Raw genomic sequence first — 19976 nt, 5'->3', positions numbered from 1 at the left:
CTTTTGGAAATTCAATGATCAAAGCTAATATAATTATTTCAATTATGCCTGATTTTTAGGCCAGGTAAAACTGAATGTTGCCCCTTGGCCGGGGCTGGAGGCCACCCAAATGTTGCCCCCGTGGTGCTCTACGATCTTTTTCACGATAGCCAGACCTACACCTGTACTTTCTACTGCATCGCGCTCCTGCAGGGTCTGGAAAATCACGAATATGCGCTCGTGGTACTGCGGCTCTATACCTGGCCCGTCGTCTGACACCGAGAAGGTATAGAAGTTCTCTGACTCCTGGCAGGTGACGTCGACACGCCCGTCTTCACGGTGGTGGTATTTGATGGCATTTGAAATCAAGTTGAGGAAAACCTGATGCAAATGCACCCGCTGTGTGTAAATGTGCGGCATACCAGATCCAATTTCAACGGTAAAACTCCTCGGCGGTGAGGTCATGTCCGTTACCTCGGCCAGTAATTGCTGCACGTCCACCATCTCCTGCGCATAACTGTTGCGGTCCACGCGGGCAAAGGCCAGAATGCCATTGATCAGGTTTTCCATGCGGTGTACCCGCACACGCATCATCACCAGATACTCCTTTATATTGTCAGGCAGGTTCTGCCCCATGTCTTCCTCTACCCAACGCGATGCCACTTCTATACCTCTCAGAGGCGCCTTCAAGTCATGCGATACCACATAGGCGAACTGATCCAGTTCCTTGTTCTTGCGGTCCAGTTCCGAGAATGTCTCGTCAATCGTGGCCGACATCTTGTTCAGGGAAGACGACAGCTGGCTGAGTTCGTCATTGGAGGTGTCCACAATCTGGGTCTGGTATTCTCCCTTCGAAATCTTTTTGGCCAGCGTCACCATCTGCATGATACGGTTGGAGATGATGCGGGTGATGTATAAAGCCCATCCCATACCCAGCAGTACCGACAGTACGGTAAGAACGATGGACACTTGCTTTGTAGTATTGATACTGGTGTTCAGACGGTCATTTCTTTCTCCCCGTAAGGTATACTCATGAGAGTTAAACACACGGAAATCACTCCGGATGCTGTCCATGAGTACTTTTTCGCCCAGCACGAGCGTATCGAGCTTCATGTCGAATGCCCGGGATGAGTACTCGAGCGTGTCGCCCCTCTTCATCTGGATGAGCGGCTCCGCATATACCGATATCCAGTTGTCATGCGTGCTGATGATTTTTGAGAGCCTGTGTTGCTGGTTCTCAGAAGCGGTATAATCTCTTACATCTTTTCGCAGCCTGGAGAGAATACCTTTAGCCTCGTGGTAAGGCTCCAGGAATACTTCGTTTCCGTTGAGCAGGTAGCCACGCAAGCCTGATTCCATGTCGATGATGTTACGCTGCAGGGAGGCGGAGTTGCGGACCACGATCTGAGAGCGCGTTACCCAGCGCATGTTCTCGATCACGTCATCCGACAATCTGTAGTTTACGATGGCTACAATGGTGAAAAGTAGCGATATCAGGACGAACCCGATAAACACCTTGGTTGATAGCTTCATGGAATATTATCTGATGAACGCCAGACTGAGCTTTAGATAAGGCAGACGAAATGCTGCTAAGTTAGTAAAAATGGCGCTAAGCAAACCAATATGCCCGGCAAAAGGTGTGACGGATAACGACTTGGGCAAATAAGAGGCAGGCACACTTGCCCTGTGTGCTGAACGGTGTCGAGAAGTAATGGCATTCCTTTTGGCTAAAAAAGTGTCGGGTGCATGTACGCACCGGCTTTTGCAAGGTTATACACAAAAGGGTGTGGATAATTGCTTGCGGGACGACGGGATAGGAAGTTTCCCTGAAAAATAGCGTTTAAGCTATGCTAATCTTGTTCCCGCATAAAATTTCGGAAGCGGTTTTATTTACTTAATTTTGGGCATCTACTTTATTAGCAATCAAATCTGATATGGAACTCAAGAAAATAGCTTTGAATGATGTGCACGAGTCGCTGGGAGCGAAGATGGTGCCTTTTGCAGGATACAACATGCCGGTGCGCTACTCATCTGATCTGGAGGAGCACAACACAGTGCGCAACGCGGTAGGTATATTCGATGTGTCGCACATGGGTGAGTTTATGGTGAAAGGCCATGAGGCACTTGACCTGATCCAGCGCATCACCACAAACGACGCCTCTAAGCTAACGCCAGGCAAGATTCAGTACTCCTGCTTCCCGAACGAAGACGGTGGTATTGTAGACGACCTGCTGGTATACTGCCTGGCCGAAAACGAGTACATGCTGGTGGTGAACGCCTCTAACATCGACAAAGACTGGGCTTGGGTGAATAAATTCAACACCAAGGGTGCGGAGCTTCAGAATATTTCGGATGAGATGTCGCTGTTTGCCGTGCAGGGGCCGAAAACAGTAGAGGCGCTTTCTTCGCTTACTTCTGTAGATCTGGGCAGCATGGCTTACTATACCTTCGAGAAGGGTGATTTTGCCGGTGTGCCCGATGTTATACTCTCTGCCACAGGCTATACCGGTTCCGGCGGATTTGAGATTTATGTAAAGAACGAAGATGCCAAAAAGGTATTCAACGCGATCATGGAAGCTGGCAAGGAGCAAGGTATAAAGCCAATCGGTCTGGGTGCCCGCGATACGCTGCGCCTCGAGATGGGCTTCTGCCTCTACGGCAACGACATCAGCGACACAACTTCTCCACTGGAGGCCGGTCTGGGCTGGATCACCAAGTTTGACAAGGAGTTCACCAACTCTGAAAACCTTAAAGAGCAGAAAGCAGCCGGTGTGCAGCGCAAGCTGGTTGGTTTCGAAATGCTGGAGAAAGCTATACCTAGAGCGCACTATGAAATTGTAAATGCTGAAGGCGAAAAGATAGGCGAGGTTACTTCAGGCACCATGTCACCATCGTTGGGCAAAGGCATCGGTATGGGCTACGTGCAGACCGAGTATAGCAAGCCGGGCACTGAAGTATTTGTACGCGTGCGCAACAAAGACATGAAAGGCCAGATCGTGAAGCCACCGTTTGTAAAGAAGTAATTTTTTTTGACACTTTGATAAAGGACTAAGTGACAAAGGACCAAGGTGGCTATACCTTGTTATTTTGTTTCTAGTCCTTTGTCTTTTGTCACATAGTCTAAAATTCAAGAATATATGCCAAGTATAGATGTGTGCTACAGCCCGGAGCTGTTGCACTTGTATGAACTGGAGGGGAAGGCAGTGGTGGCCGTGGATATTCTGCGTGCTACTTCTACGATGGTAACGGCTTTTGCGCATGGCGCTACCGATATTATACCTGTGATGCAGTTGGAGGAGTGCCGCGCCTACGCCGGGCAGGGCTGCCTGACCGCTGCGGAGCGTAACGGCATCAAGGCTGAAGGCTTTGATCTGGGCAATTCTCCATTCGCTTACATGAACGGACAGGTACAGGGCCGCACGGTGGCCATCACGACCACCAACGGCACCCGCGCTATCCGTTTGTCGGAGGCCGCCGACGAGATTGTAGTAGGGGCGTTCCTGAACCTGGAGGCTGTAGCAGAGCACCTACGGGAGCTGCAACTCGATGTGCTGGTGGTTTGCGCCGGCTGGAAGGGAAAGTTTAACCTGGAAGACACGCTTTTTGCCGGTGCATTGGCCGAGCGTCTGCAGGGCGAGTTTGAGTTTGAGAACGATGCCACACTGGCTTCGCTATACCTGTATCACGCCGCCAAGAGCGACATGGTCGCTTTCCTGCGCCAATCCTCCCACGTGCGCCGCCTCGAAAACCTTGAAATCCACAAAGACATCGAGTTCTGCCTCCAGCACGACACCTATCATGTGCTCCCTGTTTGGAAAGGGGACAGGTTGGTCGATTTGAGTTTAGGAGTTGGGGAGTTTAAGAGTTAGAGAGTTGAGAGGCAAGCCTTTTTCGGGCTATATCTACCATCTAAATAGAAACACCACGTTATCACACAGCGAGCGCCAGTTTCCAAAACTGGCGCTCGCTGTTTTTATTTAAATATGTACAAGTGTAGAATTCCTGCCCTCTTCAATTTTCAACTCCAGAAGTAAACTCTCAAACTCCTAAACTCTCAAACTCCTAAACTTATTTCAGTTTCTCGTTCTGCTTATGCCTTTCGCTGTCGCGGGAGGTTTTCTTTTCCAGGTTTTTCCGAAGGGCTTCGGTCAGGTCTATACCTGTCTGGTTGGCAATGCAGATGAGCACGAACAGCACATCAGCCAGCTCGTCGGATAGTTGCTTGCCCTCATCGCTTTTCTTAAACGACTGCTCGCCATATTGCCGGGACATGATGCGGGCTACTTCACCTACTTCTTCCGTGAGGATGGCCATGTTGGTGAGTTCGTTGAAGTAGCGGACACCGTTTTCTTTGATCCAGTTGTCAACAATGGTTTGGGCTTCAGTGATGGTCATAGGTATAGGGCTTGTGGTTATTTGCCAAATTTAATGACAAAGTCCACATAAGGCACACCGATGGCGATAGATTCCGCAATATCGCCGTTGTTGATAAAAGCCAGGTCGACGGTCAGCCGCTCGCCCATAAACCGGACGCCATACGAAATCAAACCATAGTAGCCGTCGCTGGGCACCAGCCAGTTCTCCGAAACCAAGCCCACACGGCGACTGATCCGCTTCATGCCACTCAGGTTAAGCACAGGCATTTTCGAAAACTCATCGTCGACAAAGCCATAGCCCACCCCCAGCGTCACGTTGTCGTCCGTGTTGCCATAGGTCACAATGCCGTAGCCTATACCTAAGCCTGAGAAGTCTTCCTCAAAGCCGATCACATTCATGTAAAGCAAACCGCCGCCAGCCCGCCATTTGTTGTTGATCTCGAAGGTGGCCTTTGGTGTGAGGTAAAAAGCAGGTGAGCCGGAGAAGGTAGAGATCAGCTCGAAACCACCGCCCATCGTGATGTGATCCGTGATGCCGATATTAATTGAGTTGAGTACGAGGTAGGTGTTTTGGTAATAGGCTTCCCCTTTTTTGAGGCTGAAGGCGGACGGAGAAAACAGGTAGCGGGTTGCGTTGGGGTTTTCGAACCAGTACTCGCCGTTGCGCATATGGCTGTCGTCAACGATTTTAGTGCTTTTGATCTGGGTATGCGGAATCAGGATTTCACCGGCGCTATCAGTTTGCAGGCGTATACCACCATCTGTTTGTCCCAGAAAAGTACCCTGTATCACAGAACCATCACGGGTTTCGACGATCCAGCGTTTGCCTACCACGCTTTTGGTGAGCGTGGTATCGGTCTGGGCCTGAGCGCCGGTTGCTATACCTGTTATGAATAAGGCGCACAGCAGTAGCCGGCCCAAGAGTTGCGGCAGCCAGGCTGCCTGTTGAGGTAGGGTATTCATATAAACCGTCCGGTAAGGTATAGCTGATTCAGGTAGAAATATATAGATAATTCCTTTTACTTTTCCAGCCTGACTCAGAATTATTCGGAGCGGTTTATTCTCGGTTTTTAGAGTCGATGGTGATGGTCACGGGCCCATCGTTGAGGAGGGCTACCTTCATGTCGGCACCAAATTCACCGGTCTGCACTTTCTTATCCAAGGCCTCTTCCAAAAGCGTTACAAAACGCTCATACAAAGGTATAGCCACAGCTGGCGGGGCCGCCTGAATGTAAGAAGGACGGTTGCCTTTTTTAGTAAGCGCGTAGAGCGTAAACTGACTGATCACCAGCAGATCGCCCTTTACGTCCTGCACACTCAGGTTCATTTTGTCATCAGCATCGCTGAAAATACGGAGTTGCACGACTTTGTTAGCAATCCATTTGAGATCTTCTTCGGTATCGTCGGTAGTGAAGCCGGCAAGTAGTAGCAGCCCGAGGTCGATCTCGCCTCTCATTTGGTTGTTAATGGTAACAGAAGCTTGGGTAACACGTTGGACAACGATGCGCATAAGGTATACCATTGGTTCAGCTGCAAAGGTAGGATTTCTGGCCTATTTATACCTGACCTCGTTTTCTCTTAATCAACGTAGCCCTCATATCGGATCCGGTTCACTTTGCCGTTTTTCAGGAAAAAGCGCAGCGAGATGGGAGCCCCCTCTACAGTAGTCGCCACAATCTCGGAGTTGGTTTGCAGGATGCGCACTTCGTAGTTCTTGAGTTTGGTCATCAGCTCGGGCTGGCTCATACCTACCTTCATGTTGTTGCGGAGCGCTATACCTGCATTGCGGATATCAGCCACCTGCAGCAACAGCTCGCCGGTTTGGGTAGGGGCATAGAGCTCAATCACTGATTCGCCAAACCGAATGGTATAGATCGTGTCGGTGATGGCCGGGCGGTGCATGTTCTCCACCGGGTCGGCATCAAGCGTGAAGTCGGTACCAATGCGGGCAAAGTAGGCGTCCAGCTTTTTGCTCTGGCGATAATCCGACAGGAAGGGGTTACCCAGGAAATCGATGGTGGCTGGCGGACCCGCTGGCTGGCGTCGGGCCAGCAGGGTGTCGGGCTCAGCGTGTTGCTGGTTGCGTTCCAGCGGTTCTTCTTTTTGCTCCTCATGCGTGTCCTCTGGCCGGCAGGCACCCGCGGTGGAGCTGATCAGCAACAGCAGTACCAGCAGGCGTACAGAGAGGCTGTACCTGTGTCGTAGGCTGAGGCTGAAAAGATGTAACATGGTGGTAGTTAAAAAGCGGGAAAGCAACTTATACTTTTCATACGAGAACAGACGTTCTTAATGTTTTGTTTAATTGGAAATTTATTCTGTAGATACTGCGAGGGATAAAGTATAATTTTGCGGCAAATATCCGCATTTATGTCATTACAACAAATAGCTATTGTCACTTGCCAGAGCCTGGGCGATTATACTACCAACGCCGATAGCGAAGATGAGCGCCTATACCGTTTTTTGGCCGAAAAAGGCCACAAAATTTCTTTTCAGGTATGGGACGATGCCCAAGTGGACTGGGCCGCCTTTGATACCCTCATTATCAAATCGCCCTGGGATTACTTCGATAAAATAAATGCCTTCTATACCTGGCTCGACAAGGTAGAGGCACTGGGCTGCCGGGTGCTTAACCCGGTGAGAACGCTGCGCTGGAATGCTGATAAGCAGTACTTTAAAGACATGCAGACGCAAGGTGTTACGATTGTGCCCACCGTGTGGCTGGAGCAGGGCAGCACGTTCGATGCTGACAGCGTGTTTGATGCGATCGGACGGGAGAAGATCATTGTGAAACCGCGCGTCAGCGGAGCTGCCAAGAACACACTGGCCATCAGCAGAGCCGAGGCAGGCGACTACACAGCCCGCATCAACGCCTTGCTGCAAGACGAGCCCTTCCTGGCGCAGCCTTTCCTCGAGGAAATCAAAACACAGGGCGAGTGGTCTTTTATTTTCTTTAACGGCAGGTATAGCCACGCCGTGCTCAAAAAAGCCAGGCCGGGCGACTTCCGGGTGCAGCACTTCTTCGGAGGGAGCGTGCATACCCCAACGCCTCCTGCCGGTATGCTGCAAACCGCCTCTGAAATTGTAGAGCAGTTTGCACAGGGCTGCCTATACGCCCGCGTGGACGGGGTAGACCTTGACGGCGAACTGGTGCTGATGGAGCTCGAACTCATCGAGCCCTTCCTGTTTCTGAGCACAAGCGAGAAGGCCCTGGAGCGTTACTACCAGGCACTGCTGGATTTGACAGCGCAGCCTGCCGCCAGGGTATAGCCTATTCCTTGCCCTGGAACACGAGCACAGGCAGTGGCGCGTGCAGCACCATCTTCTTGGCCAGGCTGGGGTTGAAGAGCGAGTCAAACGTGCCGCGCCCTTGGGTAGTCAGGGCCAGCAGGTCGATGTTCTCGCTGCGGGCAAAGTCCTGCAGGGCCTCGGCTACATCGTCGCCTTCGAGCAAGGCATAACGGATGTCGTTTTCGGGCGCGCCGTGCTGCAGGTTTTGCTGCAGCACCAGCAGTTTTTCCCGGTCTTCCTCCGGATCGTTCGAAATATGTACACAGTAGATCATGGGCTGCAGATGGCCAAACAATTGCCGGATGCGATCGATGTCGGCCACGTCCGTCTTGCCGAAGTCAGTGGCGTAGAGGATGCGGCCAGGTATAGCACCATCGTATTGATTCGGCACTGTCAGTACGGGCACGCGCGCCTCGTCGATCACCTTGGTCGAAACGGTGCCGAACACAACCCGTCCGAAGCTCGACTCGCCTTTGGTGTTCATGATGACCAGGGCAGGGCGAAAGCGCTCTGCCTGTTCGGGTATCTCCTCTTCTGGCAGGCCATGGGTAAAGGTACGATCAATGTGCAGACTGCTGCCCATGCCGCGGGCTTCCCGCTTCAACTTTTCGTAGAGCACCTCAAGTTGTTCCAGTGCTTCGGTTTCGTTGCGGTGCAGCACCCGATCCGCCAATTCTTCCGAATGGTTCAGGTTGGCAGCGCTGGCCGGTGCAGCATCAGCCAGGTAATCCTGAAAGCAGTGGAGGAGGAGCAGTTTGGCCCCGGGAACGCCAGCTGCCAACTGCAGCGCGTAGTGGCAGGCCTTCGCCGAACCTTCCGAGAAATCAACAGGTGTGAGTATCCGATACATGGTTAGCAGGTTTGAGTTGGCCCCTTTATACGCAGCCAGACTCGTGCAGGTGCAGCCTCTAGCCGCTAAATAGGTATAGAATCTGCATATTTACGGCATGAATTGGGACTGTAGCCACTATACCCGGGGGATTTCTAATTTTTTCGGTTAATTTGTAGCTTCATACATCCCCACTATGCCGAAACGCATTGTCTTTTTCTTCATCGCATTTGTAGTACTGGCCTCCCTGGTCTATTATGGCTTTAGCAGGTGGCAGGACTCCCAGCAGAAGGTAGACCTCTGGACGCTGGTGCCGGAAACGGCAGCTTTTGTGGTGGAGACCAATAACCACAGCGACCTGAAAAAGCACCTGGAGCAGACTGACTTGTGGGAGAGCTTCTCGGTGCTTCCGGTGGCGCAGCGCTTTCAGGAGAACATGGCCATGCTCGACAGCGTGGCGCCCGGCAACCAGCGCCTCGAACGCTTCCTGGACAAGAAACATATCCTCACCTCCGTCCACGTGCTGGGCAAAACCGATGTGGAGTTCGTGTACTACATCCCCGTGGTGTCAGTGGGAGAGCACCGTTTTCTGCGCACGCTCAGTGAGAACGTTAACAAAAACCCGCTTTTTAAAGAAGAGATCCGCGAGTATCAGGGCGTATTGCTCACCGATGTGACCAATACGCAACTGGGCAATAGTTTTACCTACTTCTCTTTCCATAACAACATCATTCTGAGTGCCTCGCCTGTGTTAGTGGAGGAGATCGTGCGCCGCATCAACCGGGGCAAGCTCAACTCCATTGCCGCCGACTACAAAAAGGTGAATTACCTGAGCCAGGCCGATGTGTACGCCAACGTGTTTGTGAACTACCGCGCCCTGCCTGACCTGTTTGGCCTTTTCCTGCAGGAAGATCTGATGCCGCAGGTGCGCTACCTGAGCAGCTTTTGCCGTAACGCCATGCTGGAGCTTAAACTCGACCAGAACAAGGTTTTCCTGAACGGCTTTTCGAATCCGGAAACGCTGAAAGGCTCTTTTCAGGCTCAGCTGCAGCCCTCCAGGCCCCGTCCGCTCGACATCAAGCTATTGCTGCCTACACGCACAGCCATTCTGATGCACTTTGGGGTGGGAGAGGTGGCCCGCCTGCGCGATGGTAAGGTTCCCAATGATGCCTTCAGTCCCACCATCGACAGCCTGGCCCGGTCTTTTAGTCAGGAGATTGCACTCGCTTACATGGAGTCCTACAACATGAACACGAGCCCTGACAAGATGGTGATTGCCCGCATGGAAAACAGTGGTAAAACCGGTATCCGCTTTCAGGCCTTGGCAGAACAGGTGAGCAAAGCGCAGAACGAAAAGATCTATACCGAAAAGTACGGCAAACATACCTTGCAGCTGCTGGACCTGGAAGAGCTGCCTGCCCGTTTGTTTGGCAGTTTGTTCGCTGGTTTTGAGCAGAGCTACGTGTTGCAGCTTGAAAACTACATGATTTTCTCCCCGGACATAGCCAGCCTGCGCGCCCTCATCGACGATATCAATGCAGGCGAGGTATGGGGGCGTTCCGTGACGCAGAAGGCCTTTTTGGAGGAAACCCTGCAGGAGGGCAATTTCAGTCTGTACCTGAACACCGTGAACGCCTGGTACATTCTGAACCGCTATTTGCAGGAGGAAGACCGCGAAGATCTGTTGCAGAACTCCAGCCTGGTCCGGAGATTTAACCAGGTGAGCGTACAGTTTGCCCGGGCTGAAAACCAGTATTATACCAGCGTGCTATTCAGAAGGCAGGAGCGCCATACCGATGGTGTGCAGGGAGGTTTTGAAGAAGAGCTGACCATTCCGTTTGCGAGCCGCCTCCTATCGCCTCCCTACCCGATCCAGAATGCCATAGACCGCAGTCGTGAAGTGGTGGTACAGGACTCGATGCTGGTGCTGCATAACATCACTTCCACGGGCAGCCGTGGCTGGACCGATTCAGTTCAGGCCCAGGTAATCGGCAGCCTGCAGCAAGTTGAGTTGGGTAGCGAAAAGCGCTTGCGCTATGTATTTGCCACGGGCACCCGCATCCATGCCATTGATCACCTTGGCCGCGATCTGGAGCACTTTCCGTTTAACGTGAGCGATACCCTGCGCCTGCAACGCCTGGCCGTCTTTGACTTCGCGAAAAACCGTGACTACCGCTTTTTGGTGGATGATGCTCTGGGCAACCTGTACATGTTCGACACACGCGGCAACGCTATACCTGGCTGGCAGCCCCGCCGCATGGACTACCGCCTGGCAGCCACACCGCAGCACGTGCGGGTAGGAGGCCGCGACGTCATCCTGGTATTACTCGAAAACGGCTACGTATACGCCCTCAATACCAAAGGCGAGACTTATCCGGGCTTTCCGTTCAGTCTGCGGGTACCGATCACATCCGAAGGCGTCATCCGGGCGGGTGCTGACTTGCGCCGCTCTGTTGTGACTGTGGTGTCGCGCTACGGTGAGGTGGTGGAGTTTAACCTGCAGGGCCAGGTAAAGGCGCGGGAGCAGCTTCCGCGGCCAAGCAAAAGTGCCATGTTCGACCTCGTGCCTGACGCCGGCGGCCGCTCCTACATTATTGTGCGGCAGGACCAGGGCAAAGTAGCCGCCTTCGACCAGGACCTCAAAGAGCTGTTTGAGAAGCGTTACGTTACCTCAGCGCCCAAGATTGTGCAGTACTTTAACTTCGGGGGCGGCAACCAGGTATACGCCATCACTGAAAACGGCCCGCAAAAGACCTACCTCTACGGCCCGGACGCCCGCCTGATTGGAGGCAGATCGCTGGAGAGCAACAAGCCTGTAAGTATTCACTACAATGAGGTGGGCAACAACTACTCCGTCTACAAAGTGTTCCGTAACGAGCTGCAAAAACTGAACTTCAAGCTGCCTAATTAGAAGCTAAATCTGACTAATTAATTCTAGCTGATATTTTCTTTCCTTCACTAGTTCTTGATGATTGACTGATAATTCATTCACATTTTCTCTTGCAATGAAATCAATAGTATCAGTCATATAGCTACTAATGTTCAAGATATGACTAAGATCCTTGTCGAGAACATACTCTACTAATTCTAGAACAGCAGCAGAGGCGTTCAACGCAAGACTTCCATCTTCAAACTCCTCTGTGTCAGTTAAAGCTTCCTCTATTTGCTGCATTAGGTCCTGAACTACGTTTTTCTCAACACTCTTCAAGTTTTTGAGTTTCTCGCAAAAACGAATACCCTCTGAAAGAGCCTCGATATTCCCCCAATTATATTCATCAAAAAACTTAATGTAATACGGTAGTAATCGGTGGCAAATGTTCAAAGCAAAGTCAATCACTTTGACGTTAGATAGCCTTTCTACACGTTCTTCCAGGATATTTATAAATTCCTCGCTGCTCATTTTCTAATTGAAGATATTAGAAGGAATAACCGCAATGCATTAGAAGCTCTTAAACCAGCCTTTCTTGTAGAACAGGTATAGCTGCACCATCACCAAGGTGGTCATCAGGATGATCAGGGTGGGGTAACTGTAGGGCAGGTATAGCTCGGGCATACTCAACCGGAATACCTCACCAGTTTCGGGGTCCTGGCGTGAGAAGTTCATGCCGTACAACCCGGCAATAAAGCTCAATGGGATAAATATACTCGAGATAATGGTGAGCACTTTCATGATCTCGTTCATGCGGTTGTTCACCGTGGACATGTATAGTTCCACCAAGCTTGTGGACATTTCCTTGTGGCTGTCGATCAGGTCGATGAGTTGGACGGAGTGGTCGTAGGCGTCGCGGAAGTATACTTTCAGTTTGTCAGGTATAATGTCTTCGTCCATGCGCAGCAGTTCGTTCATTTTGTCGCGCTCAGGCCAGGCAATGCGCCGCAGCTTGATTAGCTCGTTTTTGAGGTCCAGTATTTCCCGCAACGCCTGTTTCGACGGATTGTCCAGAATCTTCTGTTCCAACTCCTCAATATAAGTCCCGATAGCCCCCATCACCGGGAAATAGTAATCCAGTACCACGTCCAGAATAGCATACACCAAGTACATCGGAGGTCGCTGTCGGATGATGCCTTTGCCTATCCGGATGCGCTCGCGGAGCGGGTCCAGGCAGTCTTCGTAATCACTCTGTAGGGTGAGCACATAGTTGGAACCCGAGAAAACAGAGAGTTGAACATCGTCCAGGGTATGATGCTCTTCTTTCCAGCGCAGCATGCGGGTGATGATGAAAAGCCGGTCGTCGAGTTCGTCGACTTTTGGGCGCTGGTAATCGTTAATCACATCTTCCATCTGCAGCGAGTGGATGTCGAAGTCCTGCTTGAGCAGTTCGAGCATGGTGAGGTCAGCGTATCCCCGAATGTCGATCCAGTGCGTTGCCTCAGGCTTCGACTTTACCTGCTGCACCAGTTCGGCGTAAGAAACCAGCTCCTGCTCTTCAAATATTTGTTCGTTGAAGGACATAAGGAAATAACGCGGGGCATGCGCTTCAAATGGTATAAAAAGGGAGCCCGGACTGATGCCGATCTTACGGTCCAGGATTTTGTGTCGGGAGCGGTGACGTTTCTTTTTAGCCATTGTGTTGATGGGGTATGCTGCAGCCGTGTAAGTTAGTGAAAATTAGGTTTTGCCCTATAGTTGTGCATACTAGCTTTGGTTTGCTTTGTAGTGCCGGCTTTTGCAGTTATAGCGAGCTATATCGTTTTATAGCTTCGCCTGTGCGGCGGGCACTCACTTTTTGTCTTGACACAAAAAGTAAGCAAAAAAGTCAAGACCCTCCAAACTCGCTGAACGCTCAAACAGTGGAGTGTCGTAAAGTGCACCTGGCTGATGCTATACCTTCGTAGTTTCAGTGCAAGTAAGTTTTGCTATACCTGCCAGTGAATTGCAACAGATTCTACAGCGATTATACCTAGAAATGGCAGCGACGGAAACTCCCCTCCTTGGATAAGGAGGGGTAGGGGTGGTTGGACTCGGTATAGCAAAGGAACTGCATCAACTACGAAGCTACACCTGTAAATCGGCAATGTCAGAAGTCCCCCTTTAAAGGGGGCAGGGGGATGTTAATTGTGCACGAGAATCGTGTTAATCTATCCTGATTCAGGCAACCGTAACTCCCTCAATCCCCTGCAGCTTGCCGCTCACTTCCTCCTCCAACTTTCGCCGAACCTCCAGTGTCATGCGGCAGTCGAGTTCGAATTGCTGATCTTTCACGCCGAGCTCGTGCTCTTTCACCAAACTCATCACGTTATTCATCTGCGGGTAGGCGAAGTATACCTGTAGCAAAGTTGTTTCGTGTTTCTCGACGATCGTGGCATTGCTAAGGGCTTCGGCGGTGGAGGTTTTGTAGGCGTTGATGAGGCCGCTGACGCCGAGTTTCGTACCGCCGAAATATCGCACTACTACAACCAGCACATTGCTCAAGTCGAAGGACCGGATCTGGCCCAGAATGGGGTCACCGGCGGAATGATTGGGCTCGCCGTCGTCGTTGGCACGGTAGCGGCTTTTGTCAGCGCCTAGGCTGTAGGCGTAGCAGTGGTGGCGGGCGTCGTAGTACTGCTTGCGCAGGTCGGTGAGGATCTCTTTCACTTCCTCCTCCGTGTATACCGGGTAGGCCAAGGCAATGAATTTACTCCCTTTTTCTTTGTAGAGGCCTTCGGAGGGCGCTTCGATGGTACGGTAGGTGTCTTCCATAATATAAAACAGATGGGCGGCAATTTCCTGCATGTAGGCAGCACTTTTGTCTGCAGCACAACGGCCATTCCCGTGCAGGCTACTCCGACTGCTATCTTGGTAATGTGACAAAAAACTACTATCTGCAAGTATACGCTTTGGGGTGTTGGTAATGTCTGAGGCTAAACTCAAGCAAAACTCCGACAACACAGGTATAGCATAGGTATAAAAGCAGGAGCAAGCAGCGTGCCCTGCATTGCAAAAGTAACAGAAGCGTCCGCATGGGCAAAGCCGGGACCAGATGTATAGGCACATTTGCCGAAATTGTTTTAATTTGTGGCTCTACTAAAATTTTCCTTTTGTCTACCACACCATACCTGCTCCACTTTACCGAAACCGGTAGCCAAGAAATAGGCTTCATCGCCTCCACCCAACTGGCCCAAAACATACCCTTTGCGATCAAACGGGTGTTCTGGACTTACGGCACACCAGCGGGTGTACTGCGCGGGCAGCATGCCAACAAAGCCACAGAAGAGGTACTGGTAGCCGTAACCGGAAGAATTAAAGTGGAAACAGATAACGGTAAAAAAAAGGAGACCTTTGTGCTGGATGATCCGGCCACGGGGCTATACCTGCCGGCCATGTGCTGGACCGATCTGTATTTTGCACCCGGCACCATAGCCGTTTGCTTGACTTCCACCGATTTCGAGGAGTCCGACTACATCCGCGATTACCCAACTTTTCAGCGCCTGGTAGCACACCTGGCCCTGTAAATATCGTCTATACCTATGCCCTCAATTCAGGTCCCATACTTCGCTTTCCGTGACTACCCCGCAGGTATAAACCAGCAGGTGGAGGAGGCGTTGTTGGGTGCCCTGCGCAGTCAGCAATACATTTTGGGTGAAGAAGTGCGTGCTTTCGAAAATGAATTTGCTGCGTATGTGCAGGCAGGTATAGCTATCGGGGTAGGGAATGGTTACGATGCTTTGGTAGTGGCGCTGAAAGCCGCAGGTATAGGAGCAGGAGACGAGGTAATCGTACCGACCAATACCTTCATCGCGACCGTGAATGCCGTGGTGCAGGTTGGGGCTATACCTGTGCTGGCCGAGCCGGATCGCTATACCTGTAATCTCACTGCTATTGAAGCTTCTGAGCACATCACACCTCGCACCAAAGCCATCATACCTGTGCACCTCTATGGCCAGGCTTGCGAGATGACAGGTTTTCTGAGATTAGCTGAACAGCACAACCTGACGATTATAGAAGACTTTGCACAGGCCCAAGGCGCGAGTTACAAAGGCCGTCCGGTTGGTAGTTTCGGTCATATCAGTCCCACCAGTTTTTACCCGACCAAAAACCTGGGTGCGCTTGGCGATGGCGGTGCTGTGGTTACTTCAGACCCAGAACTGGCCGCCTATGCCCACATGTATCACAACTACGGGCAGCAACAGAAATACCACAATCAACTAATAGGCATCAACTCCCGCCTCGATACCCTTCAGGCCGCCGCACTGCGCGTCAAGCTGCAACACCTCGATGCACTGAACGGCGAACGTCAACGGCTAGCTCAGGTATACCTGACCGCGCTGCAAGGTATAGGCGACCTCGTAATGCCTGTCACAGCGCCGGATTGCACGCACGTCTACCACATATTCAACATCCGCACAAAGCAGCGCGATGCCTTGCAGCTATACCTGACAGAGCAAGGTATACAGACGGCCATACACTACCCGGTGCCCGTGCATTTGCAGGTGGCTTATACTTATTTGGGATATGAAAAAGGGAGCTTTCCGGTAGCCGAGGAACTGGCCGACACAAGCCTGAGTCTGCCACTTTTTCCGGGTATGACGGAGGCAGAGCAGGAGGCAGTTGTCACTTGCATTCACACTTTTTTTGAGCGCCATGGCTGATCCTGTTGCACGGCCGCTGGTGTCGGTCATCTGCCTCTGCTACAATCACGAGCGTTTCATCGCCGAAGCGCTGGACTCGGTGCTGGCCCAGACTTACGCCAATCTGGAGATCATCATCATGGACGATTGCAGCACTGATAATAGTGTAGGCATCATTCAGGAATACGTCCGAAAATATCCCCAAATCACCTTCCTGAGCACAGGCACCAACCAAGGCAATACCAAAGCTTTTAACATGGCCTGGCGGGCTTCCAAGGGCGCTTATATCATCGATTTTGCTACCGACGATGTGCTCTTGCCCGAACGGATAGCACAGCAGGTGGAGGCATTCGAGAAGCTGGACGAGACTTATGGCGTTGTCTATTCGGATGCGGAGTACATCGATGATAATGGCCGGCATGTTCGCTTTCACTGCCAGCGCAACAAGGCAGGCGAGGTGATTTCTTTTGCTCCTTCCGGCGATATTTTTCACCATCTGCTGGGGCGCTATTTTATTTGTCCGCCCACCATGATGATGAAACGAAAAGTGTTTGAGGAGCTGCAGGGTTATGACGAAACGCTTGCTTATGAGGACTTTGACTTTTGGCTGCGCTCCTCCCGTAGGTATAAGTACTTTTTCCTGGATGCTATCACCACCAAACGTCGCCTGCACACCAATTCCCTTTCTCAGCAATTGTACAAGCCCGGCGACAGACAGCTAAACTCAACAATATTGGTCTGCGTAAAGGCAGAGAGACTAGTGCATAGTCAGGAAGAAAAAAGCGCCCTGACCCGCCGTTTGCAATATGAAACCCGGCACGCTTTCCTGACTGGTCACTATCAGCAAGCCGAACAATTTCTGAACCTGCTACGGCAGCACGCCGGACTTGGACCGGTCTACCGCACAATCCATCTCCTTAACAAACTTAAAGTAGACCTGCGCATACTCAGAGTGCTGTATCAGAGGCTTTTAAATCGCTGAAATTGCACTCTGTCAGGGACTTACTATACATTGGGGGTAAACACGTAAACTGTTTTCTGTTTCTGCGTAAGTATAAGTTAACCCGGTGGTGCTTTATGGTTTGTGCTTTTGAGAATGAGCAAGTTAAAGTTTAAACACGACACTAAACCCGAACACCTTTTTTTAGCAGAGAGTTAACTTAATATTACGCTGCGGACAAATATTTTAGTATAAATACCTATATTTGAAGTTCAATCGCCTAAAACAATACCATGATCACAGCCATTGCATCCCGTGTAGAAGTCATGAAGTGGATGGAAGACTTTGTCCACGAAAAAATGACAGAGTTCCTAAAGTCCGTTGAGGACAGTTGGCAGCCAGCCGACTTGCTGCCCGACGCCCGCATGGAAAACTTTTTTGAAGAAGTAAAAAACCTGCAGGAACGTGCCCGCGACCTTAGCTACGACCTGCTTGCCGTGTTGGTAGGCGATACCATTACCGAAGAAGCACTGCCAACTTACGAAAGCTGGCTGATGTCTATTAAAGATGTGCCAAGCAACGAAGATAGCCCCTGGATGAGGTGGAATCGTGCCTGGACAGCCGAAGAGAACCGCCACGGTGACCTTTTGAACAAGTACCTGTACCTGACCGGCCGCATCAACATGCGCGAAATGGAGGCTTCTACGCAGTACCTGATCGCTGATGGTTTTGACCTGCAGACTGACAATGACCCGTATCGCGCTTTCGTGTATACCTCTTTCCAGGAAACAGCTACCAACCTGTCGCACCGCCGTGTGGCCCAGATCGCCAAAAAGCAAGGCGATGGTATGCTGGCAAAGCTTTGCGGCTATGTAGCTTCTGACGAGGCCCGTCACGCTAAAGCGTATAAGGCTTTTGTAGGCAAAATATTTGAGGCCGATCCGAACGAAATGATGCTGGCCTTTGAAGATATGATGCGCAAGAAAATCGTAATGCCGGCACACTATATGCGTGAGTTAGGTGTGGACATGGGCAAAACGTTTGGCCACTTTACTGATGCTGCCCAGCGCATTAACGTGTACACCGCCCTCGACTATACCGACATCCTGAGTGACCTCGTGAAAGAGTGGAAGCTGGAAACCGTAACTGGCTTGAATGATGCCGGCGAGCGCGCCCGCGATTATATAACAGCGCTGCCAGACCGCCTCAAAAGAGTAGCGGAGCGTATGAGAGCGCCACAACTGGAGTATAAATTCCGTTGGATTGACTAAGTAGCGAGAGCTATAATTTATATTGATAGAGGGCAGGTTGCGAAAGCAGTCTGCCCTCTGCTGTTATGGTGCGAGCGTCCATGTTCGTGATGGCTATAGTAGGGCCTCTGGCCTAGGTATAGAGATTTTGCTTTGTAGTAACTGCAAATACAGGTATAGCAACCTGTATTGTTTTATAGCTTGCCCTGGCCAGGCGGGCCTTACTTTTTGTCTTGACACAAAAAGTAAGCAAAAAAGTCAAGACGCTTTTAAACTCGCTGACCGCTCAAACACAAAATCGTCATGGGTGCACCGGGCTCAGGCTATACCTACGTAGTTTCGATGCAAGTTAGTCTTGCTATACCTGCCAGTGGTGCGTGAATCCTTACTGAAACTACAGTGCTTATGCCTGTGAGATGGCAGCGGCTGAACTCCCCCTTCGAAAGGGGCAGGGGGATGTTCATCGTGCACGCGAATCCTGTCAATTCTTTAATCCTGCAAATCCTGATTCTGACAAAATAAGACATAACTCTATAAAATTATGATCTACACAAGCAGGCAAAGCAGTTGGGGCAAAACAGGGGATTTCACGTATAAGGACCGGTATGCACGAACATTCGGCTGCGTAGCGTTGTTAGAGTATAAATCAGGAGAGAGCATATGAGCATAGGGTATAGATTTGAAGAGTACGTACCGCCGCAGGATGATAAGCAGGGCTTCGAGTCGCTGCTGAAGATCTTTTTGCAGCTAGTGATGATCACTTCCGGCGATGTAACTGAGGCGCTGGCGTGGCTTAGTTCCTTAGACAAACAGTATGGCCTGACCAGTGATGATTATGGTATAGGCGACTTTATTGAGGACCTCAAAAAGAATGGCTATATCGATGAGAATCCGCAGGAGGAAGGGGTGCTGAAACTGACTGCCAAGAGTGAGCAGAACATCCGGAAAAGTGCGCTCGAGGAGATTTTTGGTAAGCTGAAGAAAGGCGGCAAAGGCAGTCACGCAACACCCCAGACAGGTATAGGCGACGAGGCCAGCACCGACCGTCGCGAGTATCGCTTCGGAGACGCGATCGAGCAGATCTCCATGACCGACTCCATCCGAAATGCACAAATCAACCACGGCCTTTCCGACTTCCGACTGACAGAGCAGGACCTCGAAATCATGGAAACGGAACACAAAACACAGTCCTCTACCGTGCTGATGATCGATATTTCGCACTCCATGATTCTGTATGGCGAAGACCGCATCACACCGGCCAAAAAAGTGGCGATGGCGCTGGCCGAACTCGTGAAGCAGAAGTACCCGAAAGACACTTTGGATGTGATTGTGTTCGGCAACGATGCCTGGCAGATCGAAATCAAAGACCTGCCATACCTGGAAGTTGGTCCCTACCATACCAACACGGTGGCCGGGCTCGAACTGGCGATGGATATTCTGCGAAAGCGCAAAACGCCTAACAAGCAGATCTTTATGATCACGGATGGCAAACCAACCTGCCTGAAGGAAGGGCTGCATTACTACAAAAACAGCTTTGGCCTGGACCGCAAAGTAGTGAACAAGACCCTGAACCTAGCAGCTCAGTGCCGTCGCATCAAGATTCCGATTACCACCTTTATGATTGCATCGGACCCATACCTGCAGCAATTCGTAGACGAGTTTACCAAAGTGAATAACGGCCAAGCGTACTATAGCTCGCTGAAAGGCTTAGGCCACCTGGTGTTCCGCGACTACGGGCGCAATCGCAAGAAGAGCTTTTAGAT

At 51.1% G+C, this 19976-nt stretch carries 18 protein-coding genes; 9 read left to right on the top strand and 9 right to left on the bottom strand.

Annotated elements, in window-relative coordinates:
• Positions 1–42: 42 nt before the first annotated feature.
• Positions 43–1512, bottom strand: coding sequence for an ATP-binding protein (locus L1278_RS01095; RefSeq protein WP_253400663.1), 1470 nt, complete (start codon positions 1510–1512; stop codon positions 43–45).
• Between the two features lie 401 nt (positions 1513–1913).
• On the opposite strand from L1278_RS01095, the gene gcvT reads away from it, so the two are divergent.
• Both gcvT and L1278_RS01085 read left to right on the top strand, forming a co-directional pair.
• Positions 1914–3002: a glycine cleavage system aminomethyltransferase GcvT gene (gene gcvT, locus L1278_RS01090; RefSeq protein WP_253400662.1), complete on the top strand. Its 1089-nt coding sequence runs from the start codon at positions 1914–1916 to the stop codon at positions 3000–3002.
• A 114-nt stretch (positions 3003–3116) separates the two neighbouring features.
• Positions 3117–3848, top strand: coding sequence for a 2-phosphosulfolactate phosphatase (locus L1278_RS01085; RefSeq protein ID WP_253400661.1), 732 nt, complete (start codon positions 3117–3119; stop codon positions 3846–3848).
• Between the two features lie 199 nt (positions 3849–4047).
• Here the strand turns inward: L1278_RS01085 and L1278_RS01080 are convergent, their stop codons facing one another.
• The 4 genes from L1278_RS01080 to L1278_RS01065 all read right to left on the bottom strand — a co-directional run bounded on the left by L1278_RS01080 (position 4048) and on the right by L1278_RS01065 (position 6584).
• A complete protein-coding gene (locus tag L1278_RS01080) occupies positions 4048–4374 on the bottom strand; it encodes a nucleotide pyrophosphohydrolase (RefSeq protein WP_253400660.1) in 327 nt (108 codons plus the stop codon).
• 17 nt (positions 4375–4391) lie between these two features.
• Positions 4392–5318: a hypothetical protein gene (locus tag L1278_RS01075; RefSeq protein ID WP_253400659.1), complete on the bottom strand. Its 927-nt coding sequence runs from the start codon at positions 5316–5318 to the stop codon at positions 4392–4394.
• Between the two features lie 94 nt (positions 5319–5412).
• Positions 5413–5865 carry a D-aminoacyl-tRNA deacylase gene (gene dtd, locus L1278_RS01070; RefSeq protein ID WP_253400658.1) on the bottom strand — a complete coding sequence of 151 codons (453 nt, stop codon included), beginning with the start codon at positions 5863–5865 and terminating at the stop codon, positions 5413–5415.
• Between the two features lie 68 nt (positions 5866–5933).
• A complete protein-coding gene (locus L1278_RS01065; protein ID WP_253400657.1) occupies positions 5934–6584 on the bottom strand; it encodes a hypothetical protein in 651 nt (216 codons plus the stop codon).
• A gap of 138 nt (positions 6585–6722) precedes the next feature.
• Between L1278_RS01065 and L1278_RS01060 the strand changes: the two genes are divergently transcribed.
• Positions 6723–7622: a RimK family alpha-L-glutamate ligase gene (locus L1278_RS01060; protein WP_253400656.1), complete on the top strand. Its 900-nt coding sequence runs from the start codon at positions 6723–6725 to the stop codon at positions 7620–7622.
• Between the two features lies 1 nt (position 7623).
• Here L1278_RS01060 and L1278_RS01055 read toward each other — a convergent pair whose 3' ends face one another.
• Positions 7624–8493 (bottom strand): universal stress protein, encoded by an 870-nt coding sequence (locus L1278_RS01055; RefSeq protein WP_253400655.1) that lies wholly within the window; start codon positions 8491–8493, stop codon positions 7624–7626.
• Between the two features lie 175 nt (positions 8494–8668).
• Here L1278_RS01055 and L1278_RS01050 point away from each other — a divergent pair, with 175 nt between their 5' ends.
• Positions 8669–11383: a hypothetical protein gene (locus tag L1278_RS01050; RefSeq protein ID WP_253400654.1), complete on the top strand. Its 2715-nt coding sequence runs from the start codon at positions 8669–8671 to the stop codon at positions 11381–11383.
• A 3-nt stretch (positions 11384–11386) separates the two neighbouring features.
• Here L1278_RS01050 and L1278_RS01045 read toward each other — a convergent pair whose 3' ends face one another.
• The 3 genes from L1278_RS01045 to L1278_RS01035 form a co-directional block, all read right to left on the bottom strand.
• Positions 11387–11872 (bottom strand): DUF416 family protein, encoded by a 486-nt coding sequence (locus tag L1278_RS01045; protein ID WP_253400653.1) that lies wholly within the window; start codon positions 11870–11872, stop codon positions 11387–11389.
• 39 nt (positions 11873–11911) lie between these two features.
• A complete protein-coding gene (gene corA, locus L1278_RS01040; protein WP_253400652.1) occupies positions 11912–13039 on the bottom strand; it encodes a magnesium/cobalt transporter CorA in 1128 nt (375 codons plus the stop codon).
• A gap of 522 nt (positions 13040–13561) precedes the next feature.
• Positions 13562–14155 (bottom strand): YigZ family protein, encoded by a 594-nt coding sequence (locus L1278_RS01035; RefSeq protein WP_253400651.1) that lies wholly within the window; start codon positions 14153–14155, stop codon positions 13562–13564.
• Between the two features lie 338 nt (positions 14156–14493).
• Here L1278_RS01035 and L1278_RS01030 point away from each other — a divergent pair, with 338 nt between their 5' ends.
• From L1278_RS01030 to L1278_RS01010, 5 genes are all read left to right on the top strand, one after another.
• Positions 14494–14907, top strand: a complete 414-nt coding sequence (locus tag L1278_RS01030; RefSeq protein WP_253400650.1) for an FdtA/QdtA family cupin domain-containing protein — start codon at positions 14494–14496, stop codon at positions 14905–14907.
• A 15-nt stretch (positions 14908–14922) separates the two neighbouring features.
• Positions 14923–16044, top strand: a complete 1122-nt coding sequence (locus L1278_RS01025; RefSeq protein ID WP_253400649.1) for a DegT/DnrJ/EryC1/StrS aminotransferase family protein — start codon at positions 14923–14925, stop codon at positions 16042–16044.
• On the top strand, positions 16037–17005 hold the full coding sequence (locus L1278_RS01020) for a glycosyltransferase (RefSeq protein WP_253400648.1): 969 nt from the start codon (positions 16037–16039) through the stop codon (positions 17003–17005). Before L1278_RS01025 ends, L1278_RS01020 begins: the two co-directional genes overlap by 8 nt.
• 251 nt (positions 17006–17256) lie before the next feature.
• Positions 17257–18234, top strand: a complete 978-nt coding sequence (locus L1278_RS01015; RefSeq protein ID WP_253400647.1) for an acyl-ACP desaturase — start codon at positions 17257–17259, stop codon at positions 18232–18234.
• 639 nt (positions 18235–18873) lie between these two features.
• On the top strand, positions 18874–19974 hold the full coding sequence (locus L1278_RS01010) for a VWA domain-containing protein (protein WP_253400646.1): 1101 nt from the start codon (positions 18874–18876) through the stop codon (positions 19972–19974).
• Positions 19975–19976 lie beyond the last annotated feature (2 nt).

This window comes from Pontibacter sp. HSC-36F09 (assembly GCF_024171605.1).
Taxonomy (GTDB): Bacteria; Bacteroidota; Bacteroidia; order Cytophagales; family Hymenobacteraceae; genus Pontibacter.
The sequence above is the reverse complement of the archived record's forward strand: the minus strand, read 5'-3'. Positions and strand labels throughout refer to the sequence as shown.